Source organism: Flavobacterium sp. 90 (assembly GCF_004339525.1).
Taxonomy (GTDB): Bacteria; Bacteroidota; Bacteroidia; order Flavobacteriales; family Flavobacteriaceae; genus Flavobacterium.
The window spans coordinates 4,131,851-4,152,626 of sequence record NZ_SMGE01000001.1 but is presented as its reverse complement, the minus strand read 5'-3'; the positions used below and the strand labels follow the sequence as shown (position 1 = coordinate 4,152,626).

The following is a 20,776-nucleotide window of genomic DNA, read 5'->3' as shown; positions in this document are numbered from 1 at the left end:
AACAAATAAAAAATCATGAAAAAAACATTAGCACTTACAATTTTACTGGCAGCATTTGCAAGCTGTAGTGATTCTGATACTTACCAGGATATCGAGAAACCAATAGATACAGGAACTCCTCCAACAAATCCGACTAATCCAACTAATCCAACAACTCCCACAGCACTTACTTACAATAAAGATGTAAAATCTATTATTGATGCAAGTTGTGCCGGTTGTCACTCCAGTAGCGGATCGGCTTCTTTCAGGCCTTTAACGACTTATGACCAAGTTAAAACGGCGGTTCAAAACGCTGGTTTATTAAATCGAATTCAGTTGCAAAATGGTCAACAGGGACTTATGCCTCAAGGCGGAAGAATGTCTCAGACCAATATTGACTTAATTGTAAAATGGAATACTGACGGATTAAAAGAAAATTAATTATTATGAAAAAATCGTTTCTTAATTTATTTGCATTCCTGCTAATTATTGCTGTGAATACAGATGGATTTGCACAAAAACTGATCACAAAAACAGGAAGTATAAAATTTCAGGCTTCAACGCCAAATAATGAAGAAGTTGCTGCCGAAAACAAAAGTGTATCTGCAGTTTTAGACCAATCGACAGGAGATTTTGCGGCATTGGTTCTTATAAAAGGTTTTCGTTTTAAGGTTGCTTTAATGGAAGAACATTTCAATGAAAATTATATGGATTCTGAAAAGTTCTCAAAAGCAACTTTGAAAGGTAAAATAGACGATTTTGATATTTCTAAAATTTCAAACACGGCTAAAAATTTTACTTTAAAAGGAGATCTTACGATTCACGGAAAAACAAAACCTGTTAACGTAATCGTAAAAATTTCAAAAGGTGCCAACGGAGTAATTGCCGTAGGTTCATTTGAAGTAAAACCGGAAGATTATGACATCGAAATACCAAATCTTGTCAGAAAAAAAATTGCTGATAAGATAAAAATCAGTTACAACTTTCTACTAACCAATTGATCGCCTTTAATAAAATAAAATGTTTAGATAATAGATGTTACCCACTAAATATTAGCTAAATTATTTATTTTGATTTTGGAAGATCAGCAAACATGACTAATGTTATGAGGTCAGTTTCATACTAAACTGACCTCTTTTTTTTTAATCTTAACTACACTTAAAATGATCTGCAAAAATTATGTTGTTTCCGGCGAAGATGTAAATGATTTTATGGTCATGGAAGATAGTGCCTACATCTCCTATACACTTCGATTATTATATCATTTTCTATTTTCTAACGGATTTTCAAGAGAGAAACTCAATGCTTTGCATCTGGGATTGCAAGAAGGAAATCACGCATTAGTCTCCCACAAAAATCTAATGTTTACCGAAGCTTTTTTCGTGCAGATTCAACATTGTTATATTGATGATAAAATCAGTATTAAAAGCTGTTTTTTCAATTCAAAAAACGAATGTTGCGCAGAAGTTACTAAAGAAGTAGAATGGTTTGATTCAATTCGGAGAGAAGTTATTGCTGCGCCAAAACAAATTTTGAAGCATTTTAAAATGAATAACACTTTGTAAACCAATTATTTTCATCAAATATAAATCTTGTAAAAAATAATTTTACTGTAAATCAGGCAAGTCTTTTTTAAATTCTGCTAACATTTCTTCTCTGGTTTGTTTTTTTGATAAACCGCTTTTTTCTCCCTTATCTATTTTAGCTCTCACAAACTCATAGTATTCTTCTTGTGAACGGACTTGTTTAATCAAATATATACTTTGTCGTGTCATAACAATAATTTTAGTTGGTGTAAATTACATTAACTTTTTAAAATGGAGATACATTTTGGGAATTTTTAAACATAATTCAATTTTTCTTAATCTGAAGTTATACAAGAAAAATGAAAAACAAAAAGCCACTTGATCTGAGTGAATTTTGTTATATAAAATTAATCTCCTTCTAATATTTTAACATAAAAATCAAAACAGATTTATTTGTATTTCTTTTAGTTTTTATTGTGTTCGATTTAACAGTAAGTAAGACAATTTAGACATATTTTCGTCAAAAAATTAAGCTTATAATAAAACATTACTGCATTTATCGGGTCTTTAAATTCTAACCAATACACATAAATATTGATTTTTAATATACTTCTTAGCATCGCAATTTTTCAGGGAATAGTTCTGGGATTCATCATTTTAAAATCACCATTATTTTACAGTATTGCAAATAAATACTTGTCTTATGCAATATTTACATTATCGCTGCTTATTCTCAATCTTGTACTCGAAAGATTAGAATTATATGAGCCTTTTCCCGTTTTACGTTTTATTGATGACATAGAATGGATGTTTGTTTTTCCCGTTTTTATTTTTCTTTTTATCGTACATCAGGTAAATCATCCAATAAGGAATTCCAAAAAAAATCGATTGTTGTTTATTCCTTTTATTTATTCGACTGTAACAAATGTTTTTTACGATTGTGATGTTGTTGCTCATATTTTCAAAATTCCTGTTTCCGTAAAAAGCGCCATAGAAAGTTTAAAAGACCTCGATTTTTTTATTATTCTTTTATTCCTGCCTTTCATGGCGATTTACACGTATCGATTCATCAAGTTTTCGAAGGATAAACAAGAAAAGAAATGGATCACCTTTTTTTGGATACAAGCTTTTATAATACCCGTTTCCTGGTTATTAGCTATTCTGGTATACTTCGCTTTTCAATATGACGTTTCAAATTGTATGGTTTTACTGGCGCTGTTTTCGACACTTTTAATTCATCTTACCTCCTATTACGGCATCTTTAAATACAGACTGGCGAGTGATCAGGAAGGAATTGCTTCTTTGCTGAATAAAAAAATTCCCGCTTGCGCCGAAGACTTTTCTGAAAATATTATCCTTAAAAAGGAAAGTGAAATAAACAATTTGGAATTACTCACAAAAGAAAATCCGCATTTCAAGAAGCTGGAAATACTTTTTGAAGTACATCAAATTTATAGAGACCACACTTTAAACCGGGAAAAAGTTGCAGAACAATTAGGCATAAGTGCTGGATATGTTTCGCAAGTTGTAAATGCAATTACAGGAGATAATTTTGCAAACTACATTAACAATTATCGTGTCGAAGCGGTAAAGAAAATGATTCTGGATTCTGAATACGAAAAGTACAGTCTTCTCGCAATTGGCCTGGAATCTGGTTTTACTTCGAAAACTACATTTCATAACGCTTTCAAAAAAGCAACCGGAATGACGCCAAATACCTATCGGAATACCCATAAATAAGTACGGATTTGTTTAGTCTTAAGGTATTGAACCCTTGACTGTTTTAGCTTCCCATACTTTTGACCATGATAATCAACTTAATCATCTCAATTGTATATGAAATTAAATCGAATCCTTTTTACTACTGCGATTTTGTCTGCAGTAGCTGTTCAATCACAAACAACTCCAAAAAAGAACCAACTGGAATTTTCTGTTGGAAATGATTTTGGTTTCTTAAAAAATCTCGAATTTGCTCCGGTAAGAATGTATGAATACGAAGGTTTAGTTTATAAATTAGGCTATACCCGAACCAGCAAAAAACAAAATCTATTTGAAGTAAAACTCGATTATCTCAAAGCCGAATTAAAAACAGATGTATTATCAAACCTAAACACAGATTATTCTAAAATTGGTGTCGGTTTTTCGTATCTCAAACAGGTTTACAATAAAAATCAGTTTGCTGTACATGTAGGTCTTCAATCGCAAACTAATACTTCTACTTATCTCAACGGAGATTATTCTCCAACTCATGACGAGAACTATTTTACTTTTCATCAGGAATTTGGTATCAAAGGCCGATTTAGTTATCAAATAGATGATAGACAATATTTAGCATCAAAACTAACGCTTCCTGTTGTGTTATTAAGGCTTACCAATGCCGAAGGTAAGTTATATAGTCTGGACACTTACCAAAGCGTCGTATGGGATTTAGAATATGGCTACAAACTTTCTAATCATTTTGATGTAAAAGCAAACTATAACTTCAATTATTCGCGACTTCAAGTATTAAGTTCTTACAGAGAATTGCAACATCAACTAAATCTTGGTATTAACTATAAATTTTAATTATGAAACTAATCAAAGCTACAGCTTACACTTTTACTTTTACATTAATTCTTTTATTGATCTCTTGCGCTGATACATTAATTGGCGATGATGGCAAGTTAGACGAAGATATTTACCTGAATTACAAAACAAAAACCACATTAGAACTGCCTTTTGACGGTGAATGGTATATCGTTGCGGGAGGAAAAACATTAGAACAAAACCATCATTTTGCACCTCATCGTCATCAAAGATATGCGCTGGATATTGTTCAGGTAATCAATGGAAAAGGATTTTCGGGAGACGGAACCAAAAATGAAGATCATTATTGTTTCGGAAAACGTTTAAATGCACCAGGAGACGGAAAAATCGTTGCCGTTGTAAACAACATCGAAGACAATGTTCCGGGAGTTCTAAACAGTAAACAAGCTTGGGGAAACTATATTATTATCGATCATTTAAATGGAGAATTTTCGTGTATGGTTCACTTCAAAAAAGGTTCAATAATCGTAAAGGAAGGAGATAATGTAGTAAGAGGTCAAATGGTTGGTCAGGTTGGAAACAGTGGGAATTCTACAGGACCACATCTTCATTATCATTTGCAAACAACAGCGTCAAGTTCGACTGGCGTTGGGCTTCCTATGCAATTCTTAAACTACTATGCCGATACTATTTTTAAAGAAAGAGGAGAACCAGTTACGGGGCAGAGAATTAAGAAAGAATAGAGGAAAGAGGAAAGATTATAGATTATAGATTATAGATGAAAGAATATAGATGAAAGAATATAGAAGCAAGATTATAGATGATAGAGTATCGACTAGAGAAATCTGACTTTGAGATTTTAGTTCTTTTATTCATTAAAATTATTAATCACACACATCCAATTCAAAACAAGCATTCGGTTTTGGCTTAAATCAGTTAAATTCCAATTCCGAATTTAAATCATAATTGATTTTCGTTAAAATTACTTTATAGGGCCACAATGAATGAAAATTACAGCGTTTTCATTTATAACTACTCGGTAATTTTGGTGCTCATTTTAAACTGGATGTGTGTGATTAATTTTCTAAAAAAATATTGTTTAAAGCGTTAAGTGCATTTTTTTAGGAGCTAATCCCGCTATTCGTTTCAATCTTTTATGGCGAACACCGCCACAAAAGGATTTCCACTTCTATCGGGGCTAGGGCAATTATTTTCATAACAATATTTTCGCCTAGTTTGTCATTTCGACGGAGGAGAAATCACACGCGGGATTCAACAAAGATTGGCGATTTTGATTGCGGAGCTTCTCGTGTGATTTCTCCCTTCGGTCGAAATGACAAAAACTTTGCGGTTTAATGCTATACTATTATCACTTTTTCCTCAACACATTCTTTATTTTAATTTAATAACAACTTTACCTTTGGCGCGACCACTTTCAACATAAGATAAAGCTTCATTTGTTGCTTCGAAAGAGAAAACTTTATCTAAAACCGGTTTAATTATTCCTGCTTCTATAAGCGTCGTGATTTTGCTTAATTGCTCGCCATCGGCTTTCATGAATAAAAAAGAATAAGCTACATTTTTAGCAGAGGCTTTTTTACGAATACCTGAACTTATCAGCGAAAGGATGATTTTTACAAACCACGGCGCTTTAATTTCTTTAGCAAAATCTGGCGTTGGCGGTCCCGAAATCGAAATTAGTTTTCCGCCTGATCTTAATATTCGCAACGATTTTTCAAGTGTTTTTTGATCCTGACTGTTCAATACAACATCATAATTACTTAATCGGCTTTCGAAATCACTATTTTTATAATCAATAATAACATCGGCTCCGAGTTTTTCAAGGAAATCAAAACTTTTGGCACTTGCGGTTGTAGCAACCTCAGCTCCTAAATGTTTTGCAAGTTGAATTGCAATTGTTCCAACTCCTCCGGAACCTGCCTGAATAAATACTTTTTTTCCTTGTTTAACTTTTGCTATTTCAACCAAAACCTGCCATGCGGTCAAAGCCACTAACGGAATTGAAGCTGCTTCTTCCATAGTAAGATTCTTTGGTTTGTGGGCAACATCTTTTTCATTTATGGCAATCGTTTCGGCAAATGTACCAATGCGATGATCTGACGGACGGGAATAAACTTCATCACCAACTTTAAAATTCTTAACGTTTTTTCCAACCTTTGTAATAATTCCGGCTACATCATGTCCTAAAATTAAAGGAAGTTTATAAGGTAAAATAAGTTTGAATTCTCCTGCCTTTATTTTAGAATCCAAAAGGTTTACTCCTGCTGCATAAACATCTACTAAAACATCGTTGTCTTTTAATTCAGGAACAGGCACATCTGCAAGTTGCAACGCTCCGTTTTTGCTGTATTTATTAATTATAAATGCTTTCATTTTATAGTATTAAAGTTCAAATTATTGTTTTAGGCTTGCGTATATCTTCTTAGGATTCACTAAATTGAAGGCTAACTTTGGAAAAAATCTACTCACAATATAAAGCAATTTTGCATCACCTACTCTAATTGTAAATTGATCGTTTTTAAGCCCCGAAATAAGTGCTTTTACCAATTGTTCCGGTGTCATTTTCTTATCACTTCTGTTGGCTGTCATTTCTGTTGCGACAACCGGAGGAAGCAATTCGAATACTTTTACATTGCTATTCAAAATCTCTAAATTCTTTCTAAGCGTTCTGGTATAAAAACTCAAAGCCGTTTTTGTTGCTGCATAAGTTGGTTCTTCAAGCGCCGGAACCAAACTCAAAATCGAAGTTGTATTGATTATCGCAGCTTCATTTCGTGATTTCAGCATGTTTATGAAAAGATTATTCAATCTTATCACACCAAAATAATTGATGTTCATTTCATAAACTGCATTTTTCAGGATTTGATCGTTTGCGATTCCAAGATTAAGCGCCGGACTTCCAACTCCGGCATTATTGTACAAAATATCGATTCCACCTAAAATAGTTACTTTCTCTAAAAGTGCCTTAGCATCTTCCGGATTTTCAACATCACTTTTTATAATTGTCAATAATGGTAATGTCTTTTTTGCAGCGTCTAATTTTGCCTGATTTCTACCTGTAATAATAACATTTGCACCTTCGGATAAAAATTGTCTTGCAGATTCCAGTCCAATTCCGGAAGCGCCTCCGGTAATCAATATCGTTTTGCCTTTGATATTCATATCTCGTTATTTAAAGAATTGTTTTGAATCTCCTACCGGAACATCAAACTGAGTTTTTTCAAGAGCAATAAATAATTCATCAGCCACTTCTTCTGGCGGAATTCCATTAGCACCGCCAATTTCTGCCGAAAATTCTGTATTTACCAATGGTGGATAAACTTCATAAATCTGAAGATTTTTTTCTTCTTCATACGTATATCGCAACGCAACGGTATAACTGTGCAATGCGGCTTTTGTAGCGCCATAAGTCGGTAATAATTTATGACTTCCAAAAACAGCGATAGAGGAAATGTTTACTATTGCAGCTTCTGCTTTTTCTAAAAGATGCGGCAATAAAAGTTCCGTAAAATGAATTACGCTAAAATAGTTTGTATTCATTTCTATAGCTGCTTTTTCGTGCGCATTTAAAGTTTCATTTAAAAGATAACTAAAAGCTGCACCAGCATTATTAATGATGATATTCACATCCGGATAATCTTCTTTTAATTGTTTTGCAATACGAATTCGATCTGATTCTAAAGATAAATCGCCTTGTATCGCAACCGCATTATCCAATTGTTTTAATGCATTGTCAAGACGCTCCGTATTACGTCCGTTTATGATTATTTTATTTCCTGCTGCATTTAGCTTTTTTGCTATTGCTAATCCTATTCCGGCACTTCCGCCGCTTATGAATATTGTATTTCCAGATGTTTTCATTATTTTATATTTATAGTTTAAATTTTCTGTTTTAGACTTTTTAGTATATTTTAAAATAAACTTTTTGGTATATTTTAGAATAAAAAAAATCAGATCACATATTGTTCTAATTCATTTTTTAGACTTTTCACAAGACCTTGCATTGGTTTTGCTGTATTCATAACTCTGCACATTACGATTCCTCCTTCTACAGAAGCTACCAATTTAAAAGCAAAAACTGCAGGATCAAGTTTAGTAGAAAACTCACCAGTATTAATTCCTTCCTGAAGTAATGCCGTTAATTCCAGTTGACCATTTTTCAATACTTTGGCAACTTTTTCTTTTATATACGGATAATTATCGTCTGCTTCTACAGCGGTATTAAATATGGGACATCCGCCTGAAATAAAAGTTTCGATTGGATTTTTATAAAAATCTAAAAAAGCAAACACTTTACCTTTTATCGTTTTTCCGCTATAAACGGCCGCTCTGATTTTGTCCGAAACCATTTTAAGCGATAAGTCAATCACTTGTTCAGACAAATCTTCTTTATTTTCAAAATGTCCGTAAAGACAACCTTTTGTAAGCTTAGTTGCCTCCAAAACATCATCAATATTAACTCCCGAAATACCCTTTTCGTTATAAAGCGGCACTGCAGTTTCTAATATAAATTGTTTTGTTTTTTCGGCTTTTGTAAGCATGATGTTTTGTAATTAGACTGCAAATATACTAAAAAGTATATTTTAAAAACAAAAAAGAAATGTTTTTTTTCATATTTAATCACAACCTCAGCGTTTTAGTATAGAATTAATCTGTTTGGTGTAATTGAAAAAATATTTAGCACATAGAAACATAGATTTTTTTAGATAATTATGCCGAATAAATCTCTCGCTAAGACGCTAAGACGCAAAGTTTAAACACAATATTGTCATTTCGACGAAGGAGAAATCACACACGTAATTCTACAAAAATTGGCGACAATAGTTACGGAGTTCCTAGTGTGATTTCTCCTTCGTCGAAATTGTAAAGGTTACTTATTTCGGTAACGGATTTATCATTTCGATTGGTTTTTTTCCATCAATACCTTGATGTGGTCTTTCATGATTATAATAATATAAGTATTGCAATAATTCTTCTTTTAATTCTTCATGAGAATCAAAATCTGTGTCTCTCAATAAATCATCTTCAAGAGTTCTCCAAAAGCGTTCAACTTTACCATTAGTTTGTGGTCTGTAGGGTTTTGTGTACCTATGAACAATACCTAATTCCATTAACATCCTCTCAAAAGGGTGATTATTTTTCACTTTGCTTGTTTTAGGTCCAAATTCAGCTCCATTATCAGATAATATCTCTTCAAATTTTATTTCATAATGATCACTTAGGATGTTTAAACATTTCAATGCCGCAAACATAACTGTTAAACTGGTAATATCAGAAACTAATTCAGCCCAGGCAATTCGACTGTAATCATCTATTACACAAACTAAATAGCGATTTTTATTTTCCCCTTTAATTATACTTTTGCTCAAATAATGACAATCAATATGACCAAGTTGTCCCATTCTTTCCTTGATTATTTTTTGATGATTCTTTTTAATCTTCGGAGTTAATCTATTTATTTTATTGCGTTTTAAAATATTATAAACTCCTGAATATGATGGTGTATGCTTCCCTAATTTGGGCCTTAAGATACTAACAATTTCATATTTGTTGTTTCCTTTTTCTCGTAATGCAATTACTTTTTGCTCTATAAAAGGCAAAGGACGTCTTGTTTTATATTTGGGACCTCTTTTTTGGGGCAATAAATCAATAGATTTCCCACTTTGTTTAAAGCGATTATAATACTTTAAAAAACTCTTTCGGCAAGTATTATTTGCTGCATAAAAATCCATTGCTTTTTTATACAAAGGATGAGTTTTATTTTTTACCTGTTCATATTCTTTTATTAGAAAACGATACTTCTCTAAGTAGTTCCGCTCTAAAGTGGAATCCTGACTATTATTTCTCATCGTAACAAAATTTATTAAAGTTAAATTTTGTTACCGAAATATCTAACATCTACAGAAATGACAAAATCTCTGCGTATTTGCGCCTTTGCGAGATTATTTTTTTTAAAAGCTTAACTTAAATACAAAAAGCCACTCGATTTGAGTGGCTTTTTTTCGAAGTAACTAACTTGACTCAATACCAGCAAACTAATTTAATGTAATTGCGATATTTTGTTATTATTAAAGTTCAGATTTTAAATTTATCTTCCCTTTCTGAAGTCCTTTTCCTGTAACTTCCAATTGGATTGCGCCCGGAGTTTTGATCGCTTTAACCAAAACCACCAGTTTACCGCTGAAAAGCTTCATTTTATTTTGATGGAATATTTCCAATGATGTCGCGTCGCCATTACAAGCAGCTCTGTAAGTTGCTGCTCCTTTTACTTTAAATTGTAATTCATTAATTGCTGTAGGACATGGAATTCCGTTTTTATCTACTACCGAAACGGTTACAAAAGAGATATCGTCACCATCAGCTTTGATAGTTTCCCGATCTGCATTTAGTACAATTTTATAAGGATCACCGGCAGTTTTTATTTCGCTTTCTGCTGCAATTTTTCCATTCGAATCAAATGCTACCACTTTTACTGTTCCGGGTTCATATTTAACATCATTCCACATTAAACGATATCTGTTCTGCGGACTTGAATTATTTTTCTTCTGAATTCCCATACTTTTTCCATTTACAAAAAGCTCAGCGCTATCATAATTGGTGTAAACGAAAACCGGAGTAATTTCGCCTTCTCTACCTTTCCAGTTCCAATGTGGCAAAATATGAAGCGTTTTATCGGTCTTATTCCATCTGCTTCTGTACAGATAAAAACGATCTTTAGGAAGTCCCGCCAAATCAGAGATTCCAAAATACGAACTTCTTGAAGGCCATTTTTCGTCATAAGGCGTTGGTTCTCCTAAATAGTCAAAACCTGTCCATACAAATTCACCAATAACCCACGGTTTATCATCCTGAAGCACAAAATCTTCGTCAGGAACATTTGACCAGCTACAAGCTTCAAGATCATAAGAAGAAGATTGAAAATCATCGTATTCTTTATTCTTTGCCTGCACTACAGGAAATTTATAAATTCCTCTTGAACTAACCGTTGAAGCTGTTTCTGATCCTAATATAAATCCTTGGGGAAATGATTTATATGCTTCTTCATAAAGATGAACTCTATAATTTAATCCGGGAATATCGAGCAAAGCTCCAAAACCAGATTCCATAGTTGCTTTTACCTGATCCATACCAACAGTCACGGGTCTTGTAGGATCTTCACGGTGAAAAATATCCTGTAGCCATCTGGCACGTTTTACACCTTCAGCTCCCCATTGATCCGGAACTTCATTTCCTGAACTCCACATTACAATACAAGGATGATTTCTTGTGGCTCTCACTAAATTTACGATGTCTTTTTCTGCATATTCTTCAAAAAAGCGGTGATATCCGTTTTCAACTTTTGGCTTTGCCCATTCATCAAAACTTTCAGCCAGAAACATAAATCCCATTTCGTCAGCCAATTCAAGCTGTTCAAAAGAAGGCATATTATGAGAACTACGAATCGCGTTACATCCTAAATCTTTAAGAATCGTCAGTTGTCTGCGAAGTGCCGCTTTGTTTACCGCCGCGCCAAGAGGTCCTAAATCATGATGAAGACAAACGCCTTTAAATTTGGTCACTTTACCATTAAGGCTAAATCCTTTGTTTGGTTCGTATTTGATAAATCTTATACCAAATTTTATGTTTTGTTCGTCTTTTAAAGTTCCATCTGCTGCGTATAATTTAGTTGTCGCAGTATATAAATAAGGCGTTTCAGGACTCCACAAATGAGGTTTTACTACTGAAATTATCTGATGGAATTTTCCATCCTTAATTTCTGAATCTTTTTGTGTTGTAACGACATTATTATCGGCATCTTTTATTTGAGTAACGATTGATGCATTACTGCCATTAACCTCAGCTTTAATATCTACAACAGCATTATCGTCTTTCATTTCAGGAGTAGTAATAGAAGTTCCCCATTGCGTGAAACTTTCCTCCTCTTTTACTACAATACTCACTTTTCTATAAAGACCTGCTCCAGGATACCATCTTGAAGAAAATGGCAAATTGGTCAATTTTACTGCCAATATATTTTCTGAACCTACTTTAAGTTCATTGGTAATATCGATGTAAAAATAGCTGTATCCATAACCCCAATTTCCTATCTTTTTTCCGTTTAAAAAAACCTGAGGTTCGCTCATCGCGCCATCAAAAACAAGAAGTGCTTTTTTTCCTTTTTTAAATTCCGGAAGTGTAAATGTATTACGATACCAGCCTGTTCCAATATGCGGAAGTGCTCCGGTACGTCCTGTTTTTTCAGTAGCTTCTTTTTCGCCGTTCTGCTCAATGATACCCGTCTGAATGTCCCATTTTTTATCAAAAGGTCCATAAATCGCCCAATCGTGAGGAACACTAACTTTTTCCCATTTTGAAGCATCAAAATCTACAGAAAAAGCATCTCCTTTTACTTCTTTGGAAAAGCGCCAGTTATCTTTTAAAACAACAGTAGTAGATTGTGACATTATTTTTCCAGATGAAAAAACAAGTAGAAATAAGAATAATACTGATTTAAAAATTAATTTCATTTTCTTTTATATTTTTCACCATTAAGAAATTAAGCCCATAAAGCTTACATCACTTAATTTCTTAATGGTAAAATTTAATTGTTTATTTAATTTTTGAAAGCATCCAATGCCGGCGAAGGTTTTCCGTCAGAAAGCCAGGCATTAAGCTGATAACCACTCCAGCCTTTTTCGCCTTGCGGTTCCCAATAAATCACGCCTAAACCTTTATTATTAGGCACGCTTTTTACCGCTTTTATAGTAGCTTCAAGCATTTCTTTGGTATTTTGTACTGCTTCAAAATCACCACCAACTTCAACAACCATAACTTCTTTATTGTAACGCGAAGCCATATCTTTTAGATTATTTTCTAAATCTACAATGGTGCTTTGATAATCCGTCTTAATCCAATATGGGTAATAAGACAATCCAATTACATCATATTTTACTTTGTTTTCAGTTGCTTTATCAAAAAACCATCTGAATTTTTCGCTTTTATTTCCTTCATCCAAATGAACAATAACTTTAATTTTTGGATCGATAGCTTTTGTCGCTTCGTATCCTTTATCAAGTAATTGTCCCAATTGTTTAAAATTGTCTGTACTTCCTTCCGGCCAAAGCATTCCACCCGGGATTTCATTTCCAACCTGAACCCATTCCGGTGTTACTCCGGCTTTTTTCAACATTTTCAGAACATCATAAGTATGTTGATAAACATCTGTCAACAATTCAGGAAAAGAATGTTTTTCCCAAGCTGCCGGTTTTTTTTGTTTTCCGGGATCTGCCCACGAATCGCTGTAATGAAAGTCGATCATAATACGCATTCCCATTTTTTGAGCGCGAACTGCCATTACAACCGTTTCTTCGGGACTGCAATGTCCGCTTGCTTTATCATCATTTGGATTTACCCAAACACGCAAACGAATGGTATTTATTCCGCGATCTTTTAATAATTGCAGACAGTCCTTTTGAGAACCGTCTGCATCATAAAATTTATAACCTGTTGCTTCCATTTGTGGCAGCCAGCCTATATCTGCTCCTTTTGAAAAAGAGTTTCTTTCGCTAATCATTTTTGGTTTACACGAAGTAAAAGCAAGACCAATTAGCATTAAAAAAGAAGCAATTTTAAGTGATTTTTTCATGTTTTATTCTTTACTGAAAGCTTGCATTACTGATAAAGCATTGTTATCAAAACTATACAAAGCCTGATTTTCGAATGTAGAACCGCTTTGAGATTGTGGTCCTTTAAAAGCAACCCATTCTCCACCCCAATACGCAAATCCTTGTCCAAATTCTGATGCTTTTACGATGTTTTTAATATCTGTAACAAAAGTTCTTTGTCCGGCAGGAGTTGCAGGATATCCCGGAACCAACTGATCGCTTGAACCTACAATGTTGTTAGTTTGATCGTTGTGCAATAAAGTAAAAGGATAAGCAGTTTCTGCGATAAAAACTTTTTTACTGAATTTTTTTCCTAAGGCATCAATGGTAGTTTTTACTTCGTTTAAATCTTTACCGTGCCAAACAGGATAATACGATAATCCGATATAATCGTAATCAACACTTTTCATTTTGTTAAAAAACCAATCTGTACCTCCGGCACTTACACCTGCATAATGAATCATTATTTTTGCGTTTGGTGATTTACTGCGAACTGTTGCACTTGCAGCTGTTAAGATTGCAAGACATTGTTGTTCGTTACTGATTAAGTTTCCTTGTGGCCACAATAATCCGCTATTGATTTCATTCCCAATTTGTATAATATCAGGATTGATTTCTGACATTATTGTTGCAGTATAATTTGTAACGGCTGTTTTTAAATCAGCAAAATTTAGATTTTTCCATTCTTCCGGAGTTGTCTGAACGCCCGGATCTGCCCAATCATCAGAATAGTGAACAGTAAGCCAAACTCTCAATCCTGCTTGTCTTGCTTGTTGTGCCAATTGTTTTACTTCGGCCAGACCGGAACGACCGTTTACAGGTTTTTTCCACAAACGAATTCGGACTGTATTACAACCTGCATTTTTAAGCGTTGTAAGCATTCCTTCGGCTTTGCCATTATTGTAAAATTTAGTTCCTAAAGATTCCATTTGTGGAAGAAAAGAAACATCTGATGCTCTGATAAAAGTATCTGTTGCATCTGGCGGATTTACCGCTTCTTTGTCTGTTGAATCATTACTTGAGCACGAAAACTGAATGGCAGTTATGGCAAGTAACCCAAGAATTTTTATATATTTTTTCATGATAAGATTTATAAGTAAGTCGAAAGTTTAAAAGTCGTAAAGTCGAAAGGATTGATCTCAATTAAAATAACTCAAAATCAACAACGCACATTTTTATCTCGTTTTAAATTACGACACTATATTATGTTTATTACTTAACTGGTGAAATTTTGAATTTTAAAAAACTTTAATTTAAAGAAGCCTCAAAATAATAGCATCGAGGCTTCTTTAATTTTTTTAATTCAATTATGGAGTTGTGATGAACATGTAACGACCGTCTAAGTCATTGAACCAGATGTCATATTTTCCAGCTTCAACAATAATGTCTCCACCATTATCTCCCCAGCTTGTATCCCATCCACCGTTTGCTTTAAATTTCATTTTTCCGGCTTTTAAAGTTTGAGTAACTTTCCAGATATGAGCATCAAATGTTGATTGAACCATAGGAACATCCATTTGCCACCCCCCATCATCGCCTGTTAATACAGATCCAGATACAGTAATTGTTGTATACGTTGTCAATGGTCCTGTATAAGGTGTGATTTTGTATGTTAACTCTTCAAGGTTAAGTTCAAAACTGTAATAACCTGCAGCTGCTGTTGGGAAAACTCCCGGATCAGTATCGCTTTCTGTTGCTCTGTATTGTACTTTTGCTCCGTTTGTCCCGTAAGCCGGAGCCCAGAAACCAATTTGCTCGATTAATTTAAAACCATCTTTGTTAAAATATCCTGTATAATACTGTTTTGCATTTTCTTTTGGATCTCTAAAGATTGGCATATTGTTGCTTGTTACGCTCCATCCTGCAGCAGTTCCAGGTCCTACTAAAAACAAATCAACTCTAGGGAAAACACCTCTGTAAGGAGTTAAATTAATGGTGATTGGCGTAGAAGTTTTTGGTTCTGATAAAGTTGTTCCAACAGTAGATTTAATTCTCACATCGATTGTTCCTTCAACATTTGCTGTAAGTCCAAGTTCTAGTGCTTTTGCATTCAATTCTGCAACTGTAATAGTGGCGTGAGTAGATGTAGTCGTTGTAATATCAACCGGCGCTGCAAACTCTGTATTACTTACTGCAAATTGTACTGTATAAGTAACAATTGTTGGGTTTCCGTAACTTACTTTTTCCCAAGTCAATGTCAATGCAGTATTGTTTGGTGTGTCTTTATTTAGAATTGTAGAAGAACCACTTTCCGGAGTTATCAAAGTAAAAGCCGCCGCTTGTGGCTCTACAATCATTAAATTTTCTTCGTTTTCACAAGACCAAAATCCTGTAAGTAAAACAACAGCTATAAATAGTTTATATATAAGTTTCATTTTGTGTATCGTTTAAGTTTAAAAAAAGTTTTAGTAACCCGTGTTTTGAGTTAAATTTCTATTTGCTCCTAATGATCCTTCCGGAATAGGAAAAACGCTCATATAAGCAGGAATAGCGATTCCTTTTGAAGAATTTCCTTTCCACGCCCAATTGTAAGATCCTCCGGTATATTTTCCAAAACGAATTAAATCTTGTCTTCTGTGCGCTTCCCAGTGTAATTCTCTTGCTCTCTCATCAATTAAGAAATCAAGCGTTAAGTCACTTAAAGTGATATTACCAATAGTCGAATTATTATTGGCTCTTTGTCTTAAATCATTTACATATTCTAAGGCTTTCGCCGAAGTTCCGTTTCCGCCTCTTAAAGTTGCTTCTGCATACATCAAATAAACATCTGCCAATCTGAATAATGGAAAATCAGTATCAGCATAAGTCGAACTGATTCCGTTAACTCCAGTTGACGTTTTATTCGAGAATTTAGACAAAATATAACCTTGTGTTTTTACACCAATATCTTCAATATCAATAGATCTTTGTTTTCCAGGATCTCCTGCAACTCCTTTTCCTATTGTATTTCTTGTGTCTTGACTGAATTTTGAACCATCAAATTTCTGAGCAAACTCTTTTCTAATTCTAAGCGCTCCTGTCCAACCGCCAATTCCAAAATCAGCACCATTATTTTCCCACGCACCAATTTGTCCGTTTGTTAAAACAGTCGTTGCTCCCCAGTTTTGAGAAACTGATCCATCAGACTGAATTCCGAAAATAATTTCAGCAGAAGTATTGTTATCTGCTTTAAAATTGTCCAGATATTTTGGTTTCAAAGTATAACCTCCAGCAATGATTTCGTTACACATTGTAATACAATCATTAAAACGATCCGCCTGAATATAAACCTGAGCATTTAAATACATTTTAGCCAAAATCATACGCGCCATAGATTGATCTAATCTTCCGTATTCATTTGTTCTTGCTGCTTTTAAATCCGGTAAAACCGCAATTAATTCTTTTTCGATAAAATCAAATAATTGTTTTCTGTTAAACTCAGGTCCGGTAAAGTTTAAAGGATCATTTTCAGTGTACATTGGCGCTTTTCCAAATAAATCCATCATGTTATAATAAGCGTAAGCTCTTAAAACACGAACTTCTTTACGGTAAAGTGCAATATCTGCAAGGGTTGCAGCATTTGTAATACCTCTTGAACTTAATTTTTCCGGTGTACTTTGACGCAAAAATTCATTTGCATAAGCAACAGAAACCATAGTTCTACTAAACATTCCAAGAATAACAGGATTTGCTGCTGTCCAGATATTACGTTGCAATTCTGCTGTTCCACCATCATTTTCATAACTCCAAACTAACTCGTCTGTAGTTAATTCCTGCATGTATAATAAACATCTTGTAAACTGGCTTGTTCCTGCATCTACACCTTCTAACGAAGAATCATTAGGACCAATAACTCCTGTTAAAGTCAAGTTTCCGTACACTCCGGCAAATGCTTTTTTGTATCCGTCAGGTGTAGAAAATAATACATCAGAAGAAAGAACGTCGTCATCTTTCGAAACTACGTTTAAATCATCTGTACACGACTGAAAAACGACAGTCAATGCTACTATTGTTATTAATATATATTTTTTCATGATTGCTGTATTAAAATTTAAGATTAAGACCAAATAATACTGATCGTTGTCTTGGATAAATTGTTTTGTCTACACCGTTGTTTGTAATTTCAGGATCTAAACCAGTGTACTTTGTAAGTACAAAAACGTTCTGAACTCCCGTTGATACTCTTAATGAAGCTTTGCTGTTTACCCAATTATTTAGCGTATATCCTAAAGTAATGTTATCCATTTTTAAGAAAGAAGCATTCTCAATATAAAGATCTGATAATACTACATTTGAAGTAGTTTGAAAATTAGTCTGTGTTACCTGACTTGGAATATTACTTAAAACACCTCCATTTTCCATCGCATCATATTGTGCTCTGCTCGCATCTACAGCATTAAAAATTCTGTTACCAATACTTGCTCTTAAATTGAATGAAAAGTCAAACTTTTTGTAATTCATATTAGATGCAAATCCTAATGTAAAATCCGGATCCGGATTATTATAAATGTATTTGTCTGAATCGTTTTTGATATTATCACCATTCAAATCTGCAAAAGCACCATCGATTGGTTTTCCTTCATTGTTGTACAATTGTTTGTAAACGTAGAAAGAATATGGCGTGTAACCTTCTCTGAAAATTTGTCCCGGAGTTCCTGTTCCTGCGATATTATCTCCCAAAAAGATATCAGTTCCGTTAACCAGATTTTTGATTCTTCTTTCGAATTTTGAAATATTGAAATTCATATTCCAGTTAAAATCCAATGTTTTAATCGCATTTGCATTAATCGTAAACTCAACACCTTTTGTAGTAAAGCTACCAACGTTTTGATACACACGGTTAGAGAAATTACTTCCATCAGAAATTGCTGCGTTTACTAATAAATCTTTAGATTCTTTGTAGTAAACATCAAGTCCTGCAGATAAACGATTGTTTAAGAAACCAAAATCAAGACCTGCATTATACGAACTTGTTTCTTCCCATTTCAAGTTGTTTGTTCTTTTTGAAGGAAGTGCAACCGGAACCGGACTTGTACCAAAATAGTATTCAGCATTTCCGCCACCTACCATGTATTTCTGCAAGTATCCGTTTGGTTCAGGAATATCCTGTTGTCCAGTGATACCATAACTTAATCTTAATTTTAAGTCAGATAATACGGTACTGTCTTTAAAGAAATCTTCTTTCATTTTCCATGCAAAAGCTACAGAAGGGAAATTTCCCCAACGGTTTGCTTCTTCAAATCTAGAAGAACCATCTCGTCTGTAAGATAATGTCAATAAATATTTATCTCTGAAGTTTAAGTTTGTTCTCGCAAAGAATCCTAATAAAACAACATCTGTATCTAAAGTCGTTTCAGGAAATGTCGATGGTAAATCAGGATTTAAAATATTACCGGTTTCAAATTTTGAGCTTTGAAATTTTTGGTATGAATAACCACCAGTCATTTCAAAATTCAATGATTTGAACGTTTTATTATAAACTAAATAAGTATCTAATAACTTATTTCTTCTCATCGCTTCTGTATATTCATTTGTGCCATACGGAATATTGTTGTTTGATGGAGCAGAACCTGCATCAGCACCAACCAATCTTCTTCTTTCTCCGTTTGATTCATCAAAACCAACATTTACAACGGCTCTTAAAGCTGGGAAAAAGTGAAATTTATAATCAACTTCAAAATTTCCAAAAAATCTGTCGTTCTTTCCTCTGTCATTTGTATTCAACAATTGCGAAACTGGATTTCTTGCCGCAGTTGAAACCAAAGGATAATTTCCGTTTGCATCAACGCCTGTAGTATATTCAAAATACCCTCCATAAGGCGCGCCTTCAACTTTTATAGGTTGCGTTGGGTCAAAACCAATCGCAGCTCCTTCAACACCATCTGTAAATCTGTTTTTTTCGTTTGCATAATTCGCAGAAAGTCTCATTTTTAAATGATTGTCTAAGAAAGTTGGATTCATTACTAAACCAACAGTATTTCTTTTAAACTCATTTGTCAAACGCAAACCTTGCTGATCAGTATTTCCTAAAGTTAAACTTGTCGGAATGATATTAAATAAACTTCCTCTAACTGCTAAACTTTGATCTATTGTTCCGGTGTTTCTGTAAATTGCTCTTTGCCAATCTGTATTTGCAGTTCCTAATTTGCTTAAATCATCACTTCTTCTGTCTGCAATAACACTTCTAAATTCGTCTGCACTAAAAACATCAACTGTTTTAGTCAATGATCCCGCAGCATATTGCACATTATAATCTACAGATAATGTTTTGCTACCTTTTTTAGTCGTAATAATAATTACACCATTTGAAGCTCGAGAACCGTAAATTGCAGAAGCCGATGCATCTTTTAAAACCGTAATCGATTCAACAGTTGCAGGATTCAGCGATGCCATAAACGAAGATGCTCCAACATTTGTACTGTTATCCAAAGGCAATCCGTCAATTACAATAAGCGGATCATTACTTGCAAAAAGTGAACTTCCTCCACGAATTCTAATTTGAGAACTAGAACCCGGCGCACCAGTTGAGTTTACAGTCAAACCGGCAACTCTACCGTTAAGCAAGTTTTCTGTTGAAATATTGTTTCCTTTGTTAAAGTCTTTCGTAGTAAGCGCTGTTACAGATCCCGTAGCATCTTTCTTTTTCACACTTCCGTAACCTACCTGAACGACTACTTCTTTCAGTTGGTTATTATCTTCTTCAAGATTTACCGTAATGTTTTTTTGTCCGGCAACTGCGACAGTCTGATTGGTATAACCTGTATAAGAAAATACAATTTTGCTATCTGCTTTTACTCCGGATAATTGAAATTTTCCATCAAAATCAGTCGAGGTACTGATATTTGTACCTAATACTTTTATGTTGGCTCCCGGTATGGGCTGCTTGGTGGACTTTTCCAAGACAATACCGCTTATTGTGTTCTGAGCAAAAACACAAAAAGGAAGTAAGAGTAATAAAAGTAAAAATTTGGTTTTAATTCTTTTCATACTTTTTAAAAATTGGTTTTGTTTAAGTTAGTTTTTATTAATGAGTGTTGGTCACAAATTGATTGAATGGATCTATAATTTTTTAGAAGAAACAAAGTCTATTTTTCGGATGAT

At 33.8% G+C, this 20,776-nt stretch carries 18 protein-coding genes; 6 read left to right on the top strand and 12 right to left on the bottom strand.

The genetic code is table 11. The annotated features are described in order from the left end of the window. Positions 1 to 15 precede the first annotated feature (15 nt). The 3 genes from C8C83_RS17475 (at position 16) to C8C83_RS17465 (ending at position 1,544) form a co-directional block, all read left to right on the top strand. Complete coding sequence (locus C8C83_RS17475; protein WP_121329685.1) at positions 16 to 420, top strand: cytochrome c; 405 nt, start codon at positions 16 to 18, stop codon at positions 418 to 420. 5 nt (positions 421 to 425) lie between these two features. After that, positions 426 to 980, top strand: coding sequence for a YceI family protein (locus C8C83_RS17470; protein WP_121329684.1), 555 nt, complete (start codon positions 426 to 428; stop codon positions 978 to 980). Between the two features lie 162 nt (positions 981 to 1,142). Continuing rightward, a complete protein-coding gene (locus tag C8C83_RS17465) occupies positions 1,143 to 1,544 on the top strand; it encodes a hypothetical protein (protein ID WP_121329683.1) in 402 nt (133 codons plus the stop codon). Positions 1,545 to 1,586: 42 nt separating this feature from the next. Here the strand turns inward: C8C83_RS17465 and C8C83_RS17460 are convergent, their stop codons facing one another. Beyond that, entirely contained in the window at positions 1,587 to 1,754 is a 168-nt protein-coding gene (locus tag C8C83_RS17460) for a hypothetical protein (RefSeq protein WP_199735295.1), read from the bottom strand. Between the two features lie 345 nt (positions 1,755 to 2,099). Between C8C83_RS17460 and C8C83_RS17455 the strand changes: the two genes are divergently transcribed. From C8C83_RS17455 to C8C83_RS17445, 3 genes are all read left to right on the top strand, one after another. Continuing rightward, positions 2,100 to 3,245, top strand: coding sequence for a helix-turn-helix domain-containing protein (locus tag C8C83_RS17455; RefSeq protein WP_121329682.1), 1,146 nt, complete (start codon positions 2,100 to 2,102; stop codon positions 3,243 to 3,245). 96 nt (positions 3,246 to 3,341) lie between these two features. After that, positions 3,342 to 4,070 carry a hypothetical protein gene (locus C8C83_RS17450; protein ID WP_121329681.1) on the top strand — a complete coding sequence of 243 codons (729 nt, stop codon included), beginning with the start codon at positions 3,342 to 3,344 and terminating at the stop codon, positions 4,068 to 4,070. Between the two features lie 2 nt (positions 4,071 to 4,072). Next, on the top strand, positions 4,073 to 4,774 hold the full coding sequence (locus C8C83_RS17445; RefSeq protein ID WP_121329680.1) for a M23 family metallopeptidase: 702 nt from the start codon (positions 4,073 to 4,075) through the stop codon (positions 4,772 to 4,774). A 649-nt stretch (positions 4,775 to 5,423) separates the two neighbouring features. Here C8C83_RS17445 and C8C83_RS17440 read toward each other — a convergent pair. The 11 genes from C8C83_RS17440 to C8C83_RS17390 form a co-directional block, all read right to left on the bottom strand. Continuing rightward, on the bottom strand, positions 5,424 to 6,425 hold the full coding sequence (locus C8C83_RS17440) for an NADP-dependent oxidoreductase (protein WP_132011827.1): 1,002 nt from the start codon (positions 6,423 to 6,425) through the stop codon (positions 5,424 to 5,426). Between the two features lie 21 nt (positions 6,426 to 6,446). Beyond that, positions 6,447 to 7,214 (bottom strand): SDR family NAD(P)-dependent oxidoreductase, encoded by a 768-nt coding sequence (locus C8C83_RS17435; protein ID WP_121329679.1) that lies wholly within the window; start codon positions 7,212 to 7,214, stop codon positions 6,447 to 6,449. A 6-nt stretch (positions 7,215 to 7,220) separates the two neighbouring features. Beyond that, positions 7,221 to 7,913: an SDR family NAD(P)-dependent oxidoreductase gene (locus tag C8C83_RS17430; protein WP_121329678.1), complete on the bottom strand. Its 693-nt coding sequence runs from the start codon at positions 7,911 to 7,913 to the stop codon at positions 7,221 to 7,223. Positions 7,914 to 8,002: 89 nt separating this feature from the next. Further along, positions 8,003 to 8,593: a TetR/AcrR family transcriptional regulator gene (locus tag C8C83_RS17425; protein ID WP_121329677.1), complete on the bottom strand. Its 591-nt coding sequence runs from the start codon at positions 8,591 to 8,593 to the stop codon at positions 8,003 to 8,005. A gap of 333 nt (positions 8,594 to 8,926) precedes the next feature. Beyond that, complete coding sequence (locus tag C8C83_RS17420) at positions 8,927 to 9,901, bottom strand: integrase core domain-containing protein (RefSeq protein WP_121326054.1); 975 nt, start codon at positions 9,899 to 9,901, stop codon at positions 8,927 to 8,929. A gap of 219 nt (positions 9,902 to 10,120) precedes the next feature. After that, positions 10,121 to 12,559, bottom strand: coding sequence for a DUF4982 domain-containing protein (locus C8C83_RS17415; protein ID WP_121329676.1), 2,439 nt, complete (start codon positions 12,557 to 12,559; stop codon positions 10,121 to 10,123). Between the two features lie 86 nt (positions 12,560 to 12,645). Then, positions 12,646 to 13,677: a glycosyl hydrolase 53 family protein gene (locus C8C83_RS17410; RefSeq protein WP_233566115.1), complete on the bottom strand. Its 1,032-nt coding sequence runs from the start codon at positions 13,675 to 13,677 to the stop codon at positions 12,646 to 12,648. A gap of 3 nt (positions 13,678 to 13,680) precedes the next feature. After that, positions 13,681 to 14,778: a glycosyl hydrolase 53 family protein gene (locus C8C83_RS17405; protein WP_233566114.1), complete on the bottom strand. Its 1,098-nt coding sequence runs from the start codon at positions 14,776 to 14,778 to the stop codon at positions 13,681 to 13,683. A 225-nt stretch (positions 14,779 to 15,003) separates the two neighbouring features. Then, a complete protein-coding gene (locus C8C83_RS17400) occupies positions 15,004 to 16,071 on the bottom strand; it encodes a SusE domain-containing protein (RefSeq protein ID WP_121329674.1) in 1,068 nt (355 codons plus the stop codon). A 30-nt stretch (positions 16,072 to 16,101) separates the two neighbouring features. Then, positions 16,102 to 17,709 carry a RagB/SusD family nutrient uptake outer membrane protein gene (locus C8C83_RS17395; protein ID WP_121330079.1) on the bottom strand — a complete coding sequence of 536 codons (1,608 nt, stop codon included), beginning with the start codon at positions 17,707 to 17,709 and terminating at the stop codon, positions 16,102 to 16,104. A gap of 10 nt (positions 17,710 to 17,719) precedes the next feature. Then, positions 17,720 to 20,662, bottom strand: coding sequence for a SusC/RagA family TonB-linked outer membrane protein (locus C8C83_RS17390; protein WP_121329673.1), 2,943 nt, complete (start codon positions 20,660 to 20,662; stop codon positions 17,720 to 17,722). Between the last annotated feature and the right edge of the window lie 114 nt (positions 20,663 to 20,776).

Coding starts and splice junctions, on each gene's coding strand:
- C8C83_RS17430 (WP_121329678.1), bottom strand. CDS start 7,913: ATGAAAACATCTGGAAATACAATATTCATAAGCGGCGGAAGTGCCGGA.
- C8C83_RS17440 (WP_132011827.1), bottom strand. CDS start 6,425: ATGAAAGCATTTATAATTAATAAATACAGCAAAAACGGAGCGTTGCAA.
- C8C83_RS17470 (WP_121329684.1), top strand. CDS start 426: ATGAAAAAATCGTTTCTTAATTTATTTGCATTCCTGCTAATTATTGCT.
- C8C83_RS17405 (WP_233566114.1), bottom strand. CDS start 14,778: ATGAAAAAATATATAAAAATTCTTGGGTTACTTGCCATAACTGCCATT.
- C8C83_RS17400 (WP_121329674.1), bottom strand. CDS start 16,071: ATGAAACTTATATATAAACTATTTATAGCTGTTGTTTTACTTACAGGA.
- C8C83_RS17450 (WP_121329681.1), top strand. CDS start 3,342: ATGAAATTAAATCGAATCCTTTTTACTACTGCGATTTTGTCTGCAGTA.
- C8C83_RS17420 (WP_121326054.1), bottom strand. CDS start 9,901: ATGAGAAATAATAGTCAGGATTCCACTTTAGAGCGGAACTACTTAGAG.
- C8C83_RS17425 (WP_121329677.1), bottom strand. CDS start 8,593: ATGCTTACAAAAGCCGAAAAAACAAAACAATTTATATTAGAAACTGCA.
- C8C83_RS17435 (WP_121329679.1), bottom strand. CDS start 7,214: ATGAATATCAAAGGCAAAACGATATTGATTACCGGAGGCGCTTCCGGA.
- C8C83_RS17460 (WP_199735295.1), bottom strand. CDS start 1,754: ATGACACGACAAAGTATATATTTGATTAAACAAGTCCGTTCACAAGAA.
- C8C83_RS17475 (WP_121329685.1), top strand. CDS start 16: ATGAAAAAAACATTAGCACTTACAATTTTACTGGCAGCATTTGCAAGC.
- C8C83_RS17410 (WP_233566115.1), bottom strand. CDS start 13,677: ATGAAAAAATCACTTAAAATTGCTTCTTTTTTAATGCTAATTGGTCTT.
- C8C83_RS17415 (WP_121329676.1), bottom strand. CDS start 12,559: ATGAAATTAATTTTTAAATCAGTATTATTCTTATTTCTACTTGTTTTT.
- C8C83_RS17395 (WP_121330079.1), bottom strand. CDS start 17,709: ATGAAAAAATATATATTAATAACAATAGTAGCATTGACTGTCGTTTTT.
- C8C83_RS17445 (WP_121329680.1), top strand. CDS start 4,073: ATGAAACTAATCAAAGCTACAGCTTACACTTTTACTTTTACATTAATT.
- C8C83_RS17465 (WP_121329683.1), top strand. CDS start 1,143: ATGATCTGCAAAAATTATGTTGTTTCCGGCGAAGATGTAAATGATTTT.
- C8C83_RS17390 (WP_121329673.1), bottom strand. CDS start 20,662: ATGAAAAGAATTAAAACCAAATTTTTACTTTTATTACTCTTACTTCCT.